This is a genomic window from Streptomyces sp. NPDC000229, assembly GCF_040300825.1.
Taxonomy (GTDB): domain Bacteria; phylum Actinomycetota; class Actinomycetes; order Streptomycetales; family Streptomycetaceae; genus Streptomyces.
Genome location: NZ_JBEPEL010000065.1, coordinates 1 through 18,940 on the forward strand (window position 1 = coordinate 1; position 18,940 = coordinate 18,940).

Genomic DNA, 18,940 nt, shown 5'->3' on the forward strand with positions numbered 1-18,940 from the left:
CCTAATTCTGAGTTAGGGATTCTGTTCAGATGTGCGGCCCCGAAACGACTCCCGTACTGGGGCGCAAAACCGCACGACGCGGCCCAGGACCGCCATGGCGACTCCCGGGCCGCAGCATAGCCCGAAAGGATCAGCCCGTCCTGGAAGCGCTCCGCGCGTCCTTCACTGCCTCCTGTCGAAGAGGGCCTTTTGCCTCTTGTTCGCGGGCGCGCACGCCGATGTAACCCTGGCCAGGAAAGGCCCGGAATGCGGAGTTTTCAGTGAAGAAGTAGGTGAATTGTGCTGCCGGTTTGCTGTAGGCGGTGACTGCTTGTGATGCGCCGAGGATCCCTACGGCGTTGATGGCGAACGGCAGCGCTTTTTCGGTGTGGATCAGTCCGGTGGTGATGTGCTGTTCTGTGGGCTCCCAGCCGGCAGGCATTCTGGCTTTGGCGGCGTCCCGGGTCCCTTGCCGGCAGAGCGCACGGTAGGCGGGGTCGTGCATGGCCTGCTGGACGTGGGCGCGCGCTCGGCGGTACTCCGGGTGGCCCGTCCAGTCCTCGAACTCGCTCACCCGCAGATCGGGGTCCCCTGCTGCTTGTCGGGCGCGCCGGATACGCGAGGCCATCTGCCGGACATCCGCCCGGGCTTTCTTGCCCGCTTCATTTTCCGGCAGCCCCCGGGCGAGGTAGGTGGCCGTTGTCATCTGCAGGTCGGACACCACGATGTCGACGTGTTTGATTTCCTGGGCGGCCCACTGGAACAGGATCGTGAGGCGTGAGACGGAGAAGTAGGGATTTCCGGGGCTGATCATGAGGGCGATGTGCTCGCCTGCGGCCAGGATGCGGGCGCAGTTGTCGGTGCAGGGATCGATGTCCACCAGCATGTGCTGCACAGTCTTTCGTCCCATCCAAGCCGCATGATCACTTACAGCACACCGTAAGACGCTGAGTGGCTTTCCGCGCGGGGCAGGTGCCTGCCGTGGTGAAGGGCCGGACCGTTTCAGGCGGCTGTACAGGGCTTGACGCCGCTGCCAGCGCAGGGCAGCTGCTGGGTGCCGTAGGCGGCGTGAATGGGACGACGACCCCCGCCTGACTTCGGGTCGGGCGGAGTCAAAACCTCCGCGGGCACTTTGGCTCAGGCCCCTGGCTTGGCGGTCACCGGGATGCCCCGGCGATGCCTACCCGCGGCGTACCGGCGGTGCCTTTCCCCGGGATCGGAAACAGGTTCTCAGCACCCATGACGCTAGTACTGCATGCAGACGGCCGGCTTCAGGTGCCGCTTTGCCACCCAACCCTCTGTGCCGCTCTTGAGACCGCTCTTGGACTTGTCGGTCAGGTACACCTTGAACCAGCCCTTCTGTTCCCTCTCGGCGTTCACCGCGTCCTTCGGACCGATCAGGCCGAGCGAGGTGTACCGCTTGCCCGGGCCCGTTCGCAGATGAACGGTCGTCGTCGGGTAGTAGCCGCACGAGTTGAACTCGGCGGGCGCAGCCCCCAGCGGGTGCGCCGGCGTTGCAGCAGCCGGAGCCCCGGCAGCGGGCAGGGCAAGAGCGGCCACCGCGGCCGCGCACATCATCAGTCGTCGCATGGACAGCTCAACGAAGCCAGCTCCCCCCGGAGTCACGGGCCGCGCAGCCGATTCCCTCCCACGTGAGCCCCCGGCGCTCAGTGTTTCTGAACCCTCACCAGCAGGTCAGAGGCCTCCAACCTGAAATGGCCGCTTTGCGTAAACGTTCGGGGAACGGTCACAGTGACCGTTCTCGGAACGAAAGGCTGGCGTGACGCGAGCGAGAAAAGCGGCGAACGCCGTGGCGGTGCTGACCAGCAACGCAACCAGGAGCCCATCAAGGAGGCCAGCGGCTTGATCGTTCTCAAGTTCACAGTGGTGAACTTGGTTCCAGGCCCAATAGGAGAGCCGACCGAGCGCCCGCGGGTCAGGGATCAGAAACAGGACTGACCACACCTAGGTCTCGGGCAGCTTGATCTCGGTCAGTCGGAAAATCCGGGCCCGGGGATCGGGGTCAGCTGGGGCATGTTGGGGATCTGGGGCAGCTGGGGCAGCTGAATGTCGGGCAGCGAGATTCTGGGAGGAGGAAGAGCCGCGGATGCAGTAGGTGCTGCGGTGGCATGGACGGCGTGGGCCGGAATCGCGAGGATGCCGACGACTACGGCGGCTCCCAACAGGGCGGGGCTGAGACGGCGCATGACGTCTCCCTTTCTTGACGGAGGTCCGGCGTGACGCGCCGGGATGCTCTCATCGTCTTGGCCGTGCAGACGGGCCGCCCGAACTGGTGGGCCATACCGGTGACCTAGTGGCGGCCTCTGACCTGCTGATAAGGGTTCAGAAACAGGCACTGGGATGGCAGCCCGGTGGATGAGGAAGAGGCGAGTCGGTTCTTCGGCTCTCGGCGCACCATGAGGCTGCACCGCTCCAGCGCCTCGAAGACGCTGCGGCAGGACAGCGCCCGGCTGTGCATCTACTGTCACCATCCGATCGAGTGGTACGAGCGATATGACACCAAGGCCTGGGTGCCCTTGCTGTTGCAGGAGTTCCCTTCGCGCCTGCTGCCTGAGCGCTACCGATGGTCTGTGTTCAACGGCTTGGTGTACCTCGGTGATGGCGGATCGGAGCGCTGCCGGATCGTGCACCCGGCGGTGTGCCCAGCGCTTGACCACGACGATGAGCGCGCCCTGCGTGGCCTGCGCCGGCATTACGCGGTGAAGACGAGAAAGTGGATCGACGAGGGTGCCTTTGTTCCACCCCCGCGGAAAGATGTGTCGGAGGAAGACGTTGCCGAGCAGCTTCTCCAGACAGGACCGGGCCCGCGCCACGTCATCACCTATACCTACTGGACCTGGCTCGGGCCAGCAGAGCTCGACCAGATCCGCTGTGTCGCCTATTCCTCCAGCACCGGGGAACGGTGCCAGAAGATGGTGCTCGATGACGACCTTTACGAAGGTCAGTGGACACAGCGAGACATTCCTGTCCCGCCCGGCCGGGCAGGACAGGAGACTCTGTGGGGTGGGCAGAAGATGTGGGTATGCGACCTTAATGCCCTCTATCCCGATGGTTACAAACGGTGGCGGGACCAGCGCTGCACCGTTCACCATGGCGGCAACACACCGAACGTGATCCCGCCACAGTGGGTGCTCTTCGACACCTTCCGGCACAGCGACTTCATCGCGTACGAACGGCCCAAGATCGCCAGAGAGCGTAAGCGAGAGGGCCACCCGCTGCTCGGCCAGATGAGGCCGGTTGCGATGGGCTCGCGCTGTGCCTTGTGTACGAACCGTAGTCACGTCAAGGAAGGGGACGGGTGGCTGTGCTGGGAATGCGCCCCCATCGTCCGCCGACGCTCCCGCATTCACGAGAAGTGGCAGTCATCACCGCCTAAGGAAGAGGGGACGCCGGAGGAACCTTCCGGTGGCGAGCCACCCTTCTGAGCAAGCCCTTAGACCGTGTCCTATGTGGTGAGGCAGAGGAGTCGTTTGTAGCAGCAGAGGGCTGCGGCGAGGCCGAGAAAGGCCAGGTAGTTGCGAGGGTGACGCTCGTAGCGGTGGTTGAGTCTGCTGGAGCTCTTCCACGGAAGTGACACCACACCCGTGCGGTGCGGTGAGCGCGTCGGTCTTCACAGTCCACCGCAGGCCTGGCGCTCGACGGCGACGAACACGGACCGCCTGCTCCTTGGCTGCCCTGTACGCGGTGGTGAAGGCGTCCATTCCCGTCGCGTCCGGGATCCGGCCGGCGGGGCATCGGCAGCGGCTGCGCGAGCAGCATCCTCGCAGGCGGCGGAGGGGCGCTTCGCGTTGAGGTGGAACGTGTCCTTCACGCCCCGGCCCCCGTATCCGCCGCGGCCGTAGCCGCCTGACACGATCACGGAATGACACATGGGGAAACGCATGAGCACATACGCGACCAGGAAGCCGAGTTGGCGGCCGCTGCCGAGGCCGGACAGGACGGCGCGTACCGCGCCTACGCCACATTCCTCGGCAAGAGCGGCCGGATGGACCAGGCCCTGCCCTGGTGGGCCAAGGCCGCCGAGCACGGGGACGCAGATGCGGCGCGCACGCTCGCGATCTGCCACAAGGACCGCTGGGAGTTCGCCGAAGCCGAGCGCTGGTACCGCAGCGCTGCCGACCGTGACGGCGGCTGCGCCTTCGGGCTCGCCACACTCCTGAAGGAGTCCGGCGACCAGGACGGAGCACAGGAGTGGTACGCGCGGGGAGCCGCACTCGGCCACGTCCAGAGCCTCACCAACGGCGCGGTGCTCAAAGCCGCCCGCCACGGTGCCTTCGCCGAAGCACAGGCGCAGCTGGACGAGGCGGCCGAACTGGGTGACCGCAAGGCGGCCTCGGCCCGTCAGGTGATCGAGAACATCGTCGACGACCTTGAGCTCTGGGAGGAGCGGCTCGCGCGGGCGGAGGCTGACGGGGACGCCGAGGCCGCGTTCGAGGCGCTGAGTCCGCTGCGGGACCCGGAGTACGCGGGCATGTTCACGTACTACCCGAGCACGATCCGCGCGGCGGAGGCTCTCTACGCGCGAGCCGCGGCGGTCGGCTCGCACCAGGCCCTGGTCGAGCAGGCCATCCTGGTAGCCCGCGACAGCGACCGGATCGAGGAGGCACGCGCCCTGGCCGTACGGGCGCACGAGCTCGGCTACTCGGGCGCGGCCTACGTCCTGGGTGTCTGGGCCTTCGAGCGCGGTGACCAGCGCACGGCCGAGCATTGGTTCGAGACGGCGGCCGCAGCACCCGATGGTCACGACTACGCCCGCTTCTACCTCGGTCTGATCGGCATCATGCAGCGGCGGCTGGACGAGGCCGAGCGATGGCTGCGTCTCACCGGCGACACCGAGGACGAGAACGATCAGTACGGCGGCCTGCCCAAGATGTTCGTCGAGCAGCTCGAGGAGATCGCGGCGATTCGCGCCGACCCCGCCCGACTGCCCGACCCCGAACTCGCGGCGCGCCTGCCCGAGTTGCGGGCGGCCGCGGAGTCCGGCGGTGCCGAGGAGTGCTTCGCGTACGCCGATGCACTCGATCGCCTCTACCGGCTGCCCGACGCCGCCGACTGGTACCGCAAGACCGGCACTCCGCGCGCGCTGCTCGAGCTCGGCCGCATGCTGCAGGACTGCCATGCCGACGAGACCCTGCTCGTGCCGTACTTCGGGCCGGCCGCCGAAGCCGGGGACGCGGGGGCTGCGTACACCATCGCCGGGATCCACACCCACGCGAAGAACGAGCGGGCCGCCGGCATCTGGACGCTGAAGGCCGCGGAGCTCGGTCACGCGAGGGCAGCCTGGGGCGTCGGCTGGGCCTCCGAAGAGCGGGGCGGGGACCCGCAGTTCGCGGAGCGCTGGTATGTGCGCGCCGCCGAGGGCGGTCTGGCGCGGCCCGCGTTCCTGGCCGGTCGCAGCATGGTGCGCTGGGGGCGGTACGCCGAGGCCGAGCGGTGGCTCGTGAAGGCGTGGGAGAACGACATCCCCGAGGCGGCGTACCACCTCGGCAGGGCGCTGCGCCGGCTCGGACGCACCGCGGAGGCCGAACAGTGGCTGCGCCGCGCGGTGGAGCGCTCCGGCGACTTCGACCCACCGCGCGGACCGCTCGAACGGCGCGTCGATCCCCGTCCCGAGCTGGCCGAGCTGCTCGTCGAGGCGGAGCGCGACGAGGAGGCCGCGCCACTCGTCGCGGACATCCTCGCCGAGTACCCGGGCCACCTCGCCGGCCACCGCCTCGCCGGCCGACTGGCCCGGCACCGCGGCGACCTGGCCACGGCCGAACAACACTTCGCGCAGATCGAGGAGCGGGACTCCGACCCCGGTACGCGGATGAGCCTGCGGGAGATCCGTGAGCTGCTGGCTCAGGTGACGCACGAACACTGAGCGGCGAAGTAGCCGGAGCGGAGTGGCCAGCGCGGTGGGGAGTCAGTTCTGTACAGGCTCCTCGGGGACCTGATGTCCCCGCGTCGGCAGCACATCGTCGAAGAAGGGGCGGTCGCCGGCAAACGTGGGGCGCAGTCCGGTGAACTCCTGGGCGGTGACCCAGCGGGCCTCGAGCTACTCGCTCATTTGTGACTGTGTCAACGGCCGGGGACCCGTAAGACCGTGTGTCCTATGTGGTGAGGCGGAGAAGCCGTTTGTAGCAGCAGATGGCTGCGGCGAGGCCGAGGAAGGCCAGGTAGTTGCGGGGGTGTCGCTCGTAGCGGTGGTTGAGCCGGCGGTAGCCGGTCAGCCAGGACATCGTGCGCTCGATCACCCAGCGGCGGCGTCCGAGCCGTTCTGACGACTCGATGCCCTTGCGGGCGATGCGGACGCCGATGCGTTTCCCGCGGAGCCATTTCCGCAGTTCAGGTATGTCGTAGGTCTTGTCGGCGTGCAGACGCTGGGGTTTGAAGTTCGGCCGGGGTGCGGGTCGTGTCTCGTTTGGTGGCCGAGCACCATGGGCTTCAGGGCCTGGCTGTCGTGGGTGTTGGCGGCCGAGAGGCCGGCGACGAGGGGCAGTCCGTTCGCCTCCGACAGGACGTGCATCTTGGAACCCGGCTTGCCCCAGTCCACGGGGCTCGGACCGGTGAGTTCGCCCCCTTTTTCGCTCTGACGTGGGCGGAGTCGAGGACGGCGCGGGAGAGGTCAAGCAGGCCGGCGTCGTCGAGGCGATGCAGGATCTCCTCGTGCAACCGGCCCCACACCCCGGCACGGGACCAGATCAGGAACCGGCGATGGGCGGTTGACTTCGATATCCCGAAGCAGGGCGGCAAGGCCCGCCAGGCGCAGCCGCTGACCAGGGCGTAGATGATCGCGGCGAACAGCGTCTCATCAGGCGTGTCCTGCGTCCCGCCGCCCTGCGGCCGCACCCTCGACGGCGGGATCAGCGGCTCGGCGATCTCCCACAGCCCGTCCGGAACAATCCAACTCCACGTACCCCGCCCCATGACCTGCCCAACGACCGCCTCACCACATAGGACACAGTCTTAGGCCTAGTCGCGCAAGAAGAACGGCTCCGGGCGTTCGGCTGGTTCGACAACGCCGAGGATGTCGGATCGCCACATCACAATCTGCGTCGTGCGGAAGCCGTACCAACCGACACCCCGAGACACCCGCAGGCGGGAGTCCGCTTCCGTCCACCACGACAGGCGGGCGTGGCTCTCCTGCGACACTCCATAGGGCGCTGAAGTGAGCACCGCGGGTTTGCCGCCGTGGAGCCAGGCGACCATGTGGTCCAGCCAGCTGGCGTCATGCCGGGGAGGGTCATATCGCACACACGTGCCAGACGAGCAGCGCCTGCTGACCCGTCGTTGAAGCCACTGTGGGCAGCATCCCTTCGTGCTGCGGCGCAGACCGTAACGCTCCGCCCACGCCGTGATGGTCTCCTGGGCCCTCTTCCGGTCATCGCGCATGTCTTCGTAAGGCACCGTCTGGTTGCTGTAAGTGCGGCGTCGCGGTGTGCCGAGCCCGCACGGCCATGCGATGCCGTCCATGGGGCTGGCGCCGAAGATGGCTGCGGGACGCTTCCGCAGGGCAGTGCGAGCCTCAGCGGAGCTCGGCTCCACCGTCCGGTCCGTGTTGGCCATCCACGTCTCCTGGTGAAAGAGCAGCCGAAGGGGCGTACGTGCCGGCGACCTGTACACCGGCTCTTCCACTGAAGCTCCCCGAGCAGCGGAAGACCCCAGCGCAGCCACGAGCAGGTCACCACGCTGAGCTGAATGATATCGACGCTGTGTAGCACCCCGTGTACTCTGCGCTCGCGTGGCTTGAGGAGAGGAGGACCGGTGAGCCGCAAGCCGCCGCGCCGTGGCGGAGAGGCCTCCCAGGCCGACGACGCCGATCAGATGGCGCTCTTCGCAGGCCCTGCGAAGAGGACGAAGAAGGCCAAATACACAGCGCAGACACCCAAGTCTCCGCAGCAGGAGCTCACGCTCCTGGTCAATCAGATCGCCCGGGCAACCCGGATGCCTCACGCCGAGGTAAACCGCAGGCTCAACCTCAAGCTGGGCGTCACCACCAGAACCGGCGCTTCGGAGGCCTTGATCGAGCGGGCAATCGCGCTAGCCAAGGAGTACCTGGACTTCCTGGCCCGGCAGAGCACACCGCTCCCTCCGCAGCCCGCAGGCCCAACGGTGCCCAGCGCCAAGCCCGCCCCGCGACGGACACCACCGCCGACAGAGGAGCAGGACCGTGCCGTCGAGGTGAAGCTGAGCGGAGCCCACTTCGCGTTGCAGGCCGGGGCCGGCACCGGCAAGACGACCACGCTCGTGATGGTCGCCTTCACCGACCGCCGCCGCGGCATCTTCATGGCCTTCAACAAGACCGTCGTCGCGGACGCAGCAAGACGCTTCCCTCCCAACGTCCGCTGCAAGACCCCCCACTCGATCGCCATGGGAGCACTCGCCTCACGCTACGGGGATCGCTACGGCGCCCCGCGCGAGCCTGCCTGGCGAGCGGGGGAGCGCCTGGGCATCACCAAGACGACGTGGGCGAGGTTCGGCGACCGCGTCATGACGCACAAGGCACTGTCCTCCGCCACCCTCGGCATGGTGGTCAAGTTCTGCCACTCGACCGACACTGAACTGCTCCCCGAGCACCTTCCGTACATCCGCGGACTGAGCTTCGACTACCGGTCCGAAGTCGCCCGGCTCGTGCTGCCCTACGCACAACGCGCCTGGGAAGACATCCAGAACCCAGCCGGACGAAAGGTCAAGTTCGATCCGGACCACGCGCTGAAGATCTGGGCACTGACCAACCCCACCATTCCCGGCGACTACCTGCTCCTGGACGAGGCACAGGACACCAACCCCGTCCTGGAGGAAGTCTTCAACGCCCAGCGATCACACGCCCAGCTCATCATGGTGGGCGACTCCGCCCAGGCCATCTACGGCTGGCGAGGCGCACGCGACGTCATGAAGAACTTCGACGGCCAGCAGCTCATCCTGTCCCAGTCCTTCCGCTTCGGTCCCGCCCTCGCCGAGGAGGCCAACCGCTGGCTCGACGCCGCCGGGTCGCCCATTCGTCTGCGCGGCAACCCCGCGATCCAGACCACGATCGGCCCCGTGGAACAACCCGAGGCCATCCTGTGCCGGACGAACGCCGGCACCATCACCGAAGCCTTCCGCCTGCTGGAGGAAGACCGGAAAGTCGCCCTGGTCGGCAGTGCCAAGCCCCTGGAGGAACTCGCCCGGGCCGCCGGCGAACTCAAGGCCGGGCGCCGCAGCGCACACCCCGAACTCGTCCTCTTCCAGACCTGGGGCGAACTCCAGGAATACGCGGAAGAAGACCCCATGGGAGGCGATCTACTGCCGCTGGTCGACATCATCGACACCCACGGCGCCGAAAAGGTACTGCACGCCGTCCGTCAGTTGACCGACGAGTCCAACGCCGACATCGTGCTCTCCACTGCTCACAAGGCGAAGGGGCGCGAATGGCCCACGGTACGGATCGCCGATGACTTCGAACCCCAGGCCACCAACGACGTCGATCCCGACGGCCAGCCCATGCCACGCCCTTACACCGTGGACGACTACCGACTCGCCTATGTCTCCGTCACCCGGGCCCGGCAGCGACTCGACCGTCGCGGCTTGCAGTGGATCGACAAGTATCCCGACCTCCTCGCGGCTCCAGAGGCCTGCGGCCCCACCCGCGGATCGTCCCTCCCCGCACCGGCCGCCCCCGGGTCCTCGCCCTGGGACCGCCTTGGCCCGCTGCCCCAGGCATGATGACGGGAAAACCTCCCACCTCGCAGATCTCGCCGTGCCAGCGTGCGAGCGCGGCTAGGGTCGCGTCATGAGCACTGGCGACTGGCACATCGTGAGCGTCCCGCCCATCGACAACCTCGAGGGCATGACACCGCTGAGCAGCTACCTCTTCCCGACGACCGCCGCCCGCTCCCTGGCTGATCCAGGCGAGGCGGAGTACCTCATCGGCGAGCGCAAGGAGCGCCTTGAGTGGGCCAGTGGCGCTCTGGGCGCGCTAAAGCGCGTGAGGAGCACGGTGCAGTGGGACGGCGACTTCCGGCATGAGCCGTACGTCGGGGCGTTCCCCTGGTGGAGTGGCGATGCCCTCTACCTCATGGTGAAGCAGGACAACAACGGTACGTGTTTCATCGTCAGCCAGGGCTTTGCGATTCCCCTGCCGCCGCATGCGACCGTCTTCGCATCGACCATCGTCGGCGAGAGCCACGCCGAGGCCATCGAACTGCAGTTCTGACAGCGCGATCGTCAAGGGCACTGCGCCGCGGCCGTCGAGCACCGGGTCCGGGAGCCTTCGGACCTCGCGCCCGTACGTTCAGGCGATGGGACCAGGCCAGCATCCGGAAAGCGGCGGAGAAAGGACTCTCGCCAGGTGAACAGCGGGCAGCAGACCTCTCACGGTCAAGAGCCGAGTGGCGCCAGCCCAGGCGTGAACGTGCCTGTCCCGCCGACGGTCAGCTACACCGCCTTCGTCGACGAGAGCAGAGCCCTGGGCGTTCGCACTGGAATGGGCAAGTTGTACGGGTACGGCGCGGTGGTCGTGCCTACAGCGTGGATGCCGACGCTGGCCTACTGGATGGACTACGGACGAGCGCAGCACGGAATTGCCCCAGGGGAGGAGCTGAAGTGGTCACCGAAGAAGGCCGCACAACCCAGCCAGCACGCCCTGGGAACACCTGGCCGTGAACCTTTGCAGCGCAGTCTGCTGGCCTTCGCCCGCGCCGCCGGCGCCTTCAGCGTCGCCGTGATCTGCGCGGCCAAGGGCCGACCGCCCACCCCGCAGGAACTCGCTGTTCTCCTGGGGTGGCAGGACGGCACGCCTGTCGCCCAGGCGCTCGGGCGTCTCATTCAAACCGGCTGGCTGGTGCAGACCCCACATGGTCTTCTGCGTGTCGGCCCTGCCTACGAGCAGCACCTCGTCGGCGCGGCCAACGCATCGAACGCTAGGCCCTGACAGGGCGCGGCCGTCGTACCGTGCTGGTCGTCCCACTCCTGGATCACCGCGCGCAGCGTGGCGGCGATCTCGGGGGGAGTGCTTTTGCGGGCTGCGGCCTTGCGCAGGTACTCCTCGGCGCCCTGGAGCAGGCCCGAGCACGGGCTCTGCACTACCCAGTAGCTGTGGGTGCCAGGAGGCGAGACGTGGTTCCAGGCGTCGAAGCAGGGCGCGGATGGCAGCGGGGATGTGGCCGTCGACGTAGGAGCCGTTGCTGTCGGTGCAGCGCCACGGTGTGCGCAAGGCGCACTTGTGGCAGGCGAGGGTGCCCGCCATGGCGGGGAAACGGCGCTGCCACTCCGCGTCCAGCTCGTACACGTCCTGGGCGAGTGGGATGTTCTTGCGGCACAGGCAGCACTGGATGCGGAACGGGACGGACACGGGCGGATCTCCCAGTCACCTTGCTGGTCTGACGTGGTCAGCCTGGCAGACGGTCTCTTCAGCGCCCATCGACATGCCCCTGGTGATGGCGCTGAGAGGGGGCGCTCGTTGACCGGTCAGAAGAAGAGGGGTAGGCGGCCACGGGCACCAGTTCATCGGGTGGACTGGACGACTGCGGCCGGATCACCTCACAGCGCGCCTTGTGCCCGGGGCCGGGGAGAGGATTCGTAGAGCGCACCTCAGGGAGAGGGGGCGGGGACTATCTCCGCTTTCCGCTCGCCTTGTGAACGTGGTGTCTTCTCGCCCACCTTCCGGGGCTGGATGGTGCGCGGGTCAACAGCCTCTCCTGGTGCGCCTTCCTTGTAGAGGCCTTCGGGATCGTTGGGCCGGTCGTGAGGCAGCAAGAAGAAGGTGCGGCGTTGGAAGAGGCCGCTGTCGGGATTCGCCTCGGCGTTCTTGTCCAGCTCGACATAGCCGACCATTCGCCCGTCGCGGGCATAACGTGGCTTGCCGGTGCGGCGCCCGGTCTTGTCCAGAGCTTGGCGTACGTAGTCGAAGTTGTTGGGGTCTTCCAACCACACCACGGCAGCTTCGTGTTCGAGCTGGCTCTCGTGCAGCAGCGAGCTCATGAACGCAGCTCCTCCTCGATGTGGTCGGCCTTTTGCTGGTCGGCCGTTTTGTCGTTCGTACTGATGTTGACGCCGGCGGACCGGCGGGGTGCCGTGTGTCCATGGTAGGACGGCGTGCCGCGGGGCGGCTTGCTCGGAGGTCTCATACCCGTTGGCCCCCTCGCTCAGCCCCGGTGGAGTCTTCGTCGGGGAGCAGGGCGATGCCTGGGTAGTACTTCTTGCCGCTGGACTTGAGCATCTCCGCGGGCGAGGCGAGGCCGACCTCTTGGCGGATTCGGCTGGCGAAGGCTCGGGCGGTGTCTGCGCGGATGCCTTCGGAGCTGCACCAGGCGCCGTAGGTGGCATACAGCAGGCCTTGTTCTACGCGCAGGTCACCGGTATCGGGTGTCTGCTTGGTGCAGCACTCGCTGAGGAAACGGCCGATGTGATCTTCTGTGGTCTCGTAGGCGGCGGTGGCCAGGCGGACCGAGGAGGGTCCAGTGAGGGGGTCCCGGGTGGTCAGGTAGCGGATGGCTCCTTGGATGAGCCAGTGCAGGATGCCGGGTCCTTCTTCCTGGACGAGTTCTGCGGCCAGATTGTCGATCTTGCGTTCGGCAGGGACGACGCGATCGAAGGGGATAAGGCGGATGCGGCGCCAGAAGGCGTGGCCGCCGGTACCGACCTCGGGCTGGTGGTTGCCGAGAAGCCAGAGCTTGTGGGTGGGCGTGAAGCTGAAGTAGTCCTGCCGCATACGGCGGGCTTTGATCTTGTCGCCGCCGGTGAGCAGCTTGACGCGAGCCTCGTCGAACTTGTCGTTCGGCTTGAGTTCGCTGCATACGAAGATGCGGCGGCCGTGGAGTTCGGTCAGCTCGGTGGAGTGTTCGGCGAAGTTGCCTTTGTCCATGAGGAAACCGGGCGGGGCGGCGTCGGCGTAGTCCCCCATGATCTGGATCATCACATCCAGGAGGACCGACTTGCCGTTCGCGCCCTTGCCCCAGAGGAAGGGCAGCACCTGGGCGCCGACGTCGCCGGTGATGGAGTAGCCGAGGAGCAGGTGCAGGAATTGCACCATTTCGCGGCCTTTGGTGTCATCGCCGAAGGTATCGTCCAGGAAGTTGTGCCACCGGGGGGTGGGCATGGTTTGCGGGGCAACATTGGTGGCGCGGGAGTGCAGGTCGCGCAGCGGGTCGGGTTTGTGCAGTGATCCGGTGCGTAGGTCGACGACCCCGGCTGGTGTGCAAAGGGTGTAGGGGTCGCCGTCGAGTACGTCCGGATCGAGACTGAGGGCGGGTGCGGCCTTGGCCTGGTGGAGCAGGGCCTTCATGCCGCTCGTGGACATGGTGCGGCGACGATGCTGGGCGATCTCCCGGTCGCTGAAGACGCCGCGGGGATCGGTGGCGGGCATCTGCTCGGCCATGTCTCCGGCAGCCCACAAGGCGGCTTTCTCGCCGCCGACGCGCTTCCACCGGTACTGGTCCCAGCAGTACCAACCCAGGCCTTCGACGTGGCGGAACTGGTCGCTGTAGAGCTGTGCGAACAGCTTGGCGTTGCCCCGGTCGGTGAGCATGGGCGGCAGAAGCCCGGCATCGGCTTGGGGGCCAGTGAGGGCGTGTTGAGCTGGAACCCGCACGGGGGCGGCTGCCTCCAGGTCGAGCATCTGCTGAGCGGCGGCGGCGGCGTCGAAGCGGGTGCTCTCGGCGCTACTCATGCGAGTCCTTCGGGTGGAACGGGCGGCTGACACCAGCGGACAGGGCCGCGTCGATGATGATCTCGTTGCGACGCGCCTGGTGGGGGCGGGCGTAGTGAGCTGCATCCGCCAGCAGGTTACGTGCGTCGGCGAGCTGGAGGTGACCAGCGCCAACAAGGCCGCCGGCAGTGTAGGCGGCGCGGTTCAGCTTCTCGGTAAAGCTGGTCCCCGAGGGCTGGGCCGCGCACTCGCAGACCTCCGCGAGGAGCGGCTGGAGGAGGGTGCGCGCAGCGCTGGTTCGAGGCCGACCGAGCGGGCGCCGACGGGGCGCGGGAGTGAGCGGTGCCTGTTTGATGTGTCCAGTGCGCTGCAGTTCGGCCGCGAGCCACTGGGGCAGCAATGCAGGTTCACGTGTGTCCCCGACAGGTGTGTAAGTGCCTGCCGTAGTGCGCGTGGTGGGGGCAACGATGTACCCGCCATGGGCGCGGACGTCGACTTGCCAGGCCAGGGCTGTTTTCGGGCTGGATCCGGTGGAGGAGCGATAGCGGACTTCTGGCTGGGGGTTTCGGTACCAGATGTGTAGTCCTCCGGAAGGGGTGCGTACGCGGAGGGTGGAGTCGTCGTCGGCGGGGTTGTCCTGCCCTCGGTAGGCGGCCAGCAGTGCCAGTGTGTCGAAGCCTGATGCGAGGCCGTCGAGGTTCACCTGCTCGGGGATGGGGATGCCCGGCAGGAGGCGGCCGCGGTCGGGGACTTGCTCGGCGTGGGCGTCGACGTCCAGCACGACAAGGTGGGCCGGTCCGCAGGACACTCCTACGCCGGCACCAGGCTCGCGGGCCCACCACTCGTCGATGCGCTCGGAATCCGTGGTTGCGCTGTAGAACCCGTGGCACCACATGCCCATCGCGTGGCAGGGGCAGTCCGTGGGGGCGTGGGAACGGATCCTGCACTTCTCACAGTTGGCTGCGGGCGTCTTACTGCCGGGCGCCAGAGGGTGGACGGGCCATCCCTTGCTCGCTAGCCACTTCGCGACGGACACCGGCCGGGGATGCGGCACTGTCTCCGCGAGGGAGGTCTCGCCCTGGCGCTGCACGCTTCTCTGCCCGTCCGTCTAGCCTCGTAGCCGCTGCATCTTTCAGTCCCTTCTCCAGTCCCTTAAGCATCTTGGCTGGTCAGAGACCTGACGAGCTGGGATAGGGGGACTGAAGGGACTGAAACTTCCCTATAGGCGTCCGAGCGTAGCGCACCTGCTAGCTGGGGTGTGGGAGGCGTGACGACTTCTCGCAAGTTGGGTCCCTTCAGTCCCTCAGTCCCTTGGGTGGCCACATTCGGGGGTGTCACCCCGGTAGGGGCCGAAAACGTGCTGGAGGTGGACAGCCCCTTCGGTCCCCCTCAGGTCTTCACCGAATTTCTGCAGGTCAGAGAGATCCAGCCACCTACGAAGGGACTGAAGGGACCCAACTTCGTAGTTATGAACGCATCAGGGCTTACAGGAAGGCACTTACGTACGCGTGCATACGCGCGCACGCACGCAGACCGAAACTGCGAAACAGAGTCCCTTCAGTCCCTACCCCAGTGAAGAAGAGCCCCTGACCTGCATCTTTACTGAGGGACCGAAGCGGCTCGCCCTCCGGCCAAAGGTCTTCGTCCCCTCTTCGACTGTGCTTGAGAGCCTGAACCCGGACGCATGGCTGTCGCTCTTCCAAGTTGTCCGTCGCCGTGCGCAGTCACGCAGCGAGGCTGACAGGGCGCAGCCAGGCGTCGGTGGGTACGGCCGGTCCGAGGACTGGGATGAAGATGGGTGCGAAAGGGCCGCGGTGCTCGAGCTGACCGAGGGTGGTAACGCCGGCGCGCAGTCCGGTGTGGGCAAGCGCGGGGTCGCTGGCTGCGAGGCTGCGCAGGTCGCCGATGCGTCGGGCGAGGCGGGCGTCGGAGGCGCCGGTGAGGATCATCAACAGGCGCGGGAAGGCCGGGTAGCGGTAGCGCCAGGCTGGGGTGGTCGTGGTGCGCCGGCCGGCCTTGGTGCCGCGTCCGGTGGGCTGTGGCGGGGTGTAGTCGTGGTAGGCGGCGTAGGCGTGGAGTTTCTGCGCGAGGCGCGCGATGGTCATCTGGGTGCGGTCGACCTCGATGAAGAAGGTGAGCAGGGTGCGCTGCTTGGCCTTGGTGTCGGTGTGGACGTAGTTGAGGACGGCGTCGGGGACGAGGCTGAGTTCCTCCCCTGGGCGGGCGTCGTCGCGGTAGTAGTGGGCGGTCTCGGGCGACCAGTCGAGGGGGCCGCATTCGTGACCGAGGCGCCGGGCCCATTCGACGAACGCGAGGCCGGTGTCGACGGTGGCGATGGTGTGTTCCTGCAGTGGGCCGAGGGCGGCTTCGGGGCTCATTCGGTACGGGCGCTGTGGCAGCAGGCCGACCGATTCGACGGCGCTGGCTCCCTTCTCGGTGAGCCACCACAGCAGTTCAACCTGCCCCGTCACGCGCCGGCCGACAGTCTCGGCGAGGCCGGCTTTCCGAAGGCTGTGGAGCTGGCGGCGCAGGTACTCGGTGCGGGTGTGGTGGGGAGTGATGAGCTGGTGCAGCTGGCGGGTGGAGATCAGTCGGTGCTGGTAGAGGACCTGGGCGGCCTGCTGGGCGATCTGGCCAAGGCCAGTGGGGCCGGTGTGCGGGTACGGCATCGCGGCGCTCTCCTTTCAGTCGATGCGTGTGGTGGGATCGTCGGCGCCGACGGGGCCGGGGCGGCGGCCGGTGTGGTGGGCGAGCACGACGGCGTCCAGGTCCTCGAGGGCGGTGAGGATCTCGCCGACGGGGCGGCGGCGGAGGTTGGTGTCGATCGCCTTGTCCAAGCCCGGCACACCGGCAGGGTTGTCGTAGTGCGCGAACAGCTCCTCGACCGGCAGACCGCGCACGCGGAAGGGTTTCGTGGGGGTGCCGTTGAGGTTGATCGACATGACGTAGTGGTACTTCGGCAGCTCGGTGATGGTCTCCGGGGTGACGTGACCGTTCCAGCGGCGGGCGACGAACGCCGCCTCATCGAAGTCGGCCGCACACGTGGAAAGCAGGGACTGGTTCTGCAGCAGCGACTGCCGGGTGATCGCCGAGAGGCGAAGCGCCATCTGCGTCATGCCGATGAACCGCACCTCGTACTTGCGCAGCTGCTCGGCGATCGCGGCGAGGAACCCCTTCGACGAGGAGTCCAGGGCGGTGAGCTCATCTCCCCAGGCCCAGAAGGTCCTGCGGTCCTCGCGCGGAGTGTCCTGGCGGGACAGGCCGGCGCGGTGCAGGTCGTGGATGAGCAGGCAGGAGACCAGGGCGTCGGCCTCGGATCCGGACGGGCAGACGAAGACGACGCGGCTGGTGTCCATCGCCGTGCGGACGTCGTACGCCGAGCGTGGGCTGCCGAAGAAGGCCTGGAGCGCCGGGGAGGTGTCGAGCCGGTCGATAGCGTAGGTGACAGTCGGCACGGCATCTGCTGCCAGCTTCGGGAACGTCTTTTCCCAGTAGTCGCGCACCCGCTGCGGCAGCTTCACCAGCAGTGGCTCGCGCCACTCCTCGTCCGTCAGCCAGCTCCGCAGCTGGAACAGGGTGCACTGGGCGTCCGGCTGGCCGGCCTGGACGGCCTGGTGATTCAGCAGGGCCAGGGCCTGGGCGGCGCGGGCCAGGATGGTGCGGGCGCGCGGGGCGTTGTCGCCCCAGTCCTGGGCTGCGGCGATGCCCTCGGTGACCGAGCGGACGATGTCCTTCACGGCGCTGAGGGGGCGGCCTTCCATAGACAGCGGATTCCAGGAAGCGACCAGCTGGTCGGGCTCGCAGTATGCGAGGTTGATCTCCCACACCCGGGAGGCGATGTGAGGGTGGGCCAGGAACGGCTTCGCCCGGACCCAGCCTTCCCCGTGCGGGTCGAGGAACCAGGTTCCCGCTCCGGAGTGGGCCATGGCGATGCACTGCACCAGCGCGGCCTCGGTTTTGCCGTGGCCTGACTTGCCCAGCTGCAGGCCGAAGAGCAGATCCTTCACCCGGGCGGCGCCGATCCGCTCGCGGCCGTCGGAGTAGGTGACGGCGCCGAGCGGTACCAGGTCCGGCTGGCCGGTGTAGACAGGCAGCTCCGAAGGCGCCGGCGGGACCAGGCCTCCGGAGCGCACCACACTGGAGGCGCGACACTTCACAGTCGGTGGCTTGAGGAAGCCGGCGAGCTCCGGGACGGTCAGCCATTGGCGCTTGCGGGGTGCGAACTCACCGGTGGTGAACCGCTTGTCGAACGAGGCGATCCGCCAGCAGGTACGCGGCCGCCGGGGCTTGAAGTAGTTCTCACCGGAGGTCGCGGAGAAAGCGGCGAGCAGCTGGTTCATGCGGGCCAGGGCCGCCTGAGGGTGCGCCGCCTCGGTACGCAGCAGCAGCTGGACTGCGAACACCGCGCCGGCCGAGGGCTCGAACTTTCCCACGCCGTCACGCAGATCGGTCATGCGAGGCAGCCTCTCGACGCGGCCGCCGCTTGCGGTCTTACCGCCCGACCAGGCCGCGGTGACCGAGTGCCACACCCCTCCCCCGCCGAGCCCGCCGGTCAGGCGCTCGCCGTACGCGGAGGGCCCCCGGCGCTTGGACTGGGCCAGCAGCCGCCGGCGCCGCCGGGCGAGCTGACCTTCCCGGACCGGTACCAGGTCCAGGAGGACGTCGGCGCGCTCGCCTGCCTCCGTACGGACCGACGCCATCGCGGCGGCCAGCTGCTGCAGCGGGTCCGGGTTGAGGCCGAGGAAGGCCAGCGGTTTCCGGTCGGGCAGGGCCAGGGTCAGCTCAACGCGCTGAACAGAGCGGCGGGCCGGCCGCGGGTTGACGGTGGGCTTGCGCAGGCTGACGGTGGCGGTCACTTTGCCCCCTCGCGCGGCGCGGGAAAGCGGACCGGCTGGATGTCCTTCTGCGCGCGATGGGCGCGTACTTCGACCTCGGCGAAGCCGGGCATGGCCAGCACGGCGGCCGCAGTGGCCGGGCCCTCGAGGAAGCAGCGCATTTTGCCGTCCTTAGCGCTGTAGCGCAGCCGGGCGGCCGAGCCGCGGGCCGGGACGCCACCGGCGGAATGGTGGACACGGCCAAGCTGGCGTGCCCAGCGGCCCACTTCCCCCTCGCTCGGGTCGAACGTAGAAGTGGGAACGACCTCCACGGTGACCCGGTCGGCGAGTGCTGCCCGTACGAGACGGGCACGCCGCACCGCCCACCAGGTCCACAGGGCCAAGATGACAGGCGTGGCGGCCGCGAGGTACGGGGCGGCGGCGGCCCAGCTCCCGACATCAACGAGGGCGTCGGCCTCCAGCAGGTCCTTAATGCTCACGTCGTCCGCCGGTCGGT

General features: G+C 67.9%; 15 protein-coding genes and 2 pseudogenes. 6 read left to right on the forward strand and 11 right to left on the reverse strand.

The annotated features are described in order from the left end of the window. Nucleotides 1–130 precede the first annotated feature (130 nt). Nucleotides 131–865: a tRNA-dependent cyclodipeptide synthase gene (locus ABT360_RS26150; RefSeq protein ID WP_351821234.1), complete on the reverse strand. Its 735-nt coding sequence runs from the start codon at nt 863–865 to the stop codon at nt 131–133. Nucleotides 866–1,224: 359 nt separating this feature from the next. Further along, complete coding sequence (locus ABT360_RS26155; RefSeq protein WP_351821237.1) at nt 1,225–1,569, reverse strand: SH3 domain-containing protein; 345 nt, start codon at nt 1,567–1,569, stop codon at nt 1,225–1,227. 162 nt (nt 1,570–1,731) lie between these two features. On the opposite strand from ABT360_RS26155, the gene ABT360_RS26160 reads away from it, so the two are divergent. Next, nucleotides 1,732–1,938, forward strand: a complete 207-nt coding sequence (locus ABT360_RS26160; protein WP_351821240.1) for a hypothetical protein — start codon at nt 1,732–1,734, stop codon at nt 1,936–1,938. 413 nt (nt 1,939–2,351) lie between these two features. Next, complete coding sequence (locus ABT360_RS26165) at nt 2,352–3,425, forward strand: DUF6083 domain-containing protein (RefSeq protein WP_351821243.1); 1,074 nt, start codon at nt 2,352–2,354, stop codon at nt 3,423–3,425. A gap of 20 nt (nt 3,426–3,445) precedes the next feature. On the opposite strand, the pseudogene ABT360_RS26170 reads toward ABT360_RS26165, so the two are convergent. Then, nucleotides 3,446–3,550 (reverse strand): annotated as a pseudogene (locus tag ABT360_RS26170) (IS5/IS1182 family transposase); the annotation flags it as partial. 312 nt (nt 3,551–3,862) lie between these two features. On the opposite strand from ABT360_RS26170, the gene ABT360_RS26175 reads away from it, so the two are divergent. Beyond that, nucleotides 3,863–5,863 carry a tetratricopeptide repeat protein gene (locus ABT360_RS26175; RefSeq protein WP_351821246.1) on the forward strand — a complete coding sequence of 667 codons (2,001 nt, stop codon included), beginning with the start codon at nt 3,863–3,865 and terminating at the stop codon, nt 5,861–5,863. 229 nt (nt 5,864–6,092) lie between these two features. On the opposite strand, the pseudogene ABT360_RS26180 reads toward ABT360_RS26175, so the two are convergent. Next, nucleotides 6,093–6,909: pseudogene (locus ABT360_RS26180) on the reverse strand (IS5 family transposase). A 45-nt stretch (nt 6,910–6,954) separates the two neighbouring features. Continuing rightward, nucleotides 6,955–7,548, reverse strand: a complete 594-nt coding sequence (locus tag ABT360_RS26185) for a hypothetical protein (RefSeq protein WP_351821249.1) — start codon at nt 7,546–7,548, stop codon at nt 6,955–6,957. Nucleotides 7,549–7,746: 198 nt separating this feature from the next. Between ABT360_RS26185 and ABT360_RS26190 the strand changes: the two genes are divergently transcribed. The 3 genes from ABT360_RS26190 (at nt 7,747) to ABT360_RS26200 (ending at nt 10,894) form a co-directional block, all read left to right on the forward strand. Beyond that, nucleotides 7,747–9,687, forward strand: coding sequence for a UvrD-helicase domain-containing protein (locus ABT360_RS26190; protein ID WP_351821252.1), 1,941 nt, complete (start codon nt 7,747–7,749; stop codon nt 9,685–9,687). Between the two features lie 67 nt (nt 9,688–9,754). After that, entirely contained in the window at nt 9,755–10,177 is a 423-nt protein-coding gene (locus ABT360_RS26195) for a hypothetical protein (RefSeq protein WP_351821255.1), read from the forward strand. Nucleotides 10,178–10,312: 135 nt separating this feature from the next. Beyond that, complete coding sequence (locus tag ABT360_RS26200; RefSeq protein WP_351821258.1) at nt 10,313–10,894, forward strand: hypothetical protein; 582 nt, start codon at nt 10,313–10,315, stop codon at nt 10,892–10,894. Between the two features lie 659 nt (nt 10,895–11,553). Here the strand turns inward: ABT360_RS26200 and ABT360_RS26205 are convergent. From ABT360_RS26205 to ABT360_RS26230, 6 genes are all read right to left on the reverse strand, one after another. Beyond that, entirely contained in the window at nt 11,554–11,943 is a 390-nt protein-coding gene (locus ABT360_RS26205) for a DUF6009 family protein (RefSeq protein ID WP_351821261.1), read from the reverse strand. Between the two features lie 142 nt (nt 11,944–12,085). Further along, a complete protein-coding gene (locus ABT360_RS26210; protein WP_351821264.1) occupies nt 12,086–13,630 on the reverse strand; it encodes a DNA primase family protein in 1,545 nt (514 codons plus the stop codon). Continuing rightward, on the reverse strand, nt 13,623–14,663 hold the full coding sequence (locus ABT360_RS26215) for a bifunctional DNA primase/polymerase (RefSeq protein WP_351821326.1): 1,041 nt from the start codon (nt 14,661–14,663) through the stop codon (nt 13,623–13,625). Before ABT360_RS26215 ends, ABT360_RS26210 begins: the two co-directional genes overlap by 8 nt. A 670-nt stretch (nt 14,664–15,333) precedes the next feature. After that, nucleotides 15,334–16,278 (reverse strand): replication-relaxation family protein, encoded by a 945-nt coding sequence (locus tag ABT360_RS26220; RefSeq protein ID WP_351821267.1) that lies wholly within the window; start codon nt 16,276–16,278, stop codon nt 15,334–15,336. A 15-nt stretch (nt 16,279–16,293) separates the two neighbouring features. After that, nucleotides 16,294–18,465 (reverse strand): ATP/GTP-binding protein, encoded by a 2,172-nt coding sequence (locus ABT360_RS26225; protein WP_351821269.1) that lies wholly within the window; start codon nt 18,463–18,465, stop codon nt 16,294–16,296. Continuing rightward, entirely contained in the window at nt 18,462–18,923 is a 462-nt protein-coding gene (locus ABT360_RS26230) for a hypothetical protein (RefSeq protein ID WP_351821272.1), read from the reverse strand. The genes ABT360_RS26225 and ABT360_RS26230 overlap by 4 nt, the downstream gene beginning before the upstream one ends. Nucleotides 18,924–18,940: the final 17 nt, after the last annotated feature.

Excerpts from the sequence above, each read along its gene's own strand:
- ABT360_RS26155 (WP_351821237.1), bottom strand. The coding sequence starts at position 1,569 with ATGCGACGACTGATGATGTGCGCGGCCGCGGTGGCCGCTCTTGCCCTG.
- ABT360_RS26220 (WP_351821267.1), bottom strand. The coding sequence starts at position 16,278 with ATGCCGTACCCGCACACCGGCCCCACTGGCCTTGGCCAGATCGCCCAG.
- ABT360_RS26175 (WP_351821246.1), top strand. The coding sequence starts at position 3,863 with ATGACACATGGGGAAACGCATGAGCACATACGCGACCAGGAAGCCGAG.
- ABT360_RS26195 (WP_351821255.1), top strand. The coding sequence starts at position 9,755 with ATGAGCACTGGCGACTGGCACATCGTGAGCGTCCCGCCCATCGACAAC.
- ABT360_RS26185 (WP_351821249.1), bottom strand. The coding sequence starts at position 7,548 with ATGGCCAACACGGACCGGACGGTGGAGCCGAGCTCCGCTGAGGCTCGC.
- ABT360_RS26150 (WP_351821234.1), bottom strand. The coding sequence starts at position 865 with ATGCTGGTGGACATCGATCCCTGCACCGACAACTGCGCCCGCATCCTG.
- ABT360_RS26205 (WP_351821261.1), bottom strand. The coding sequence starts at position 11,943 with ATGAGCTCGCTGCTGCACGAGAGCCAGCTCGAACACGAAGCTGCCGTG.
- ABT360_RS26210 (WP_351821264.1), bottom strand. The coding sequence starts at position 13,630 with ATGAGTAGCGCCGAGAGCACCCGCTTCGACGCCGCCGCCGCCGCTCAG.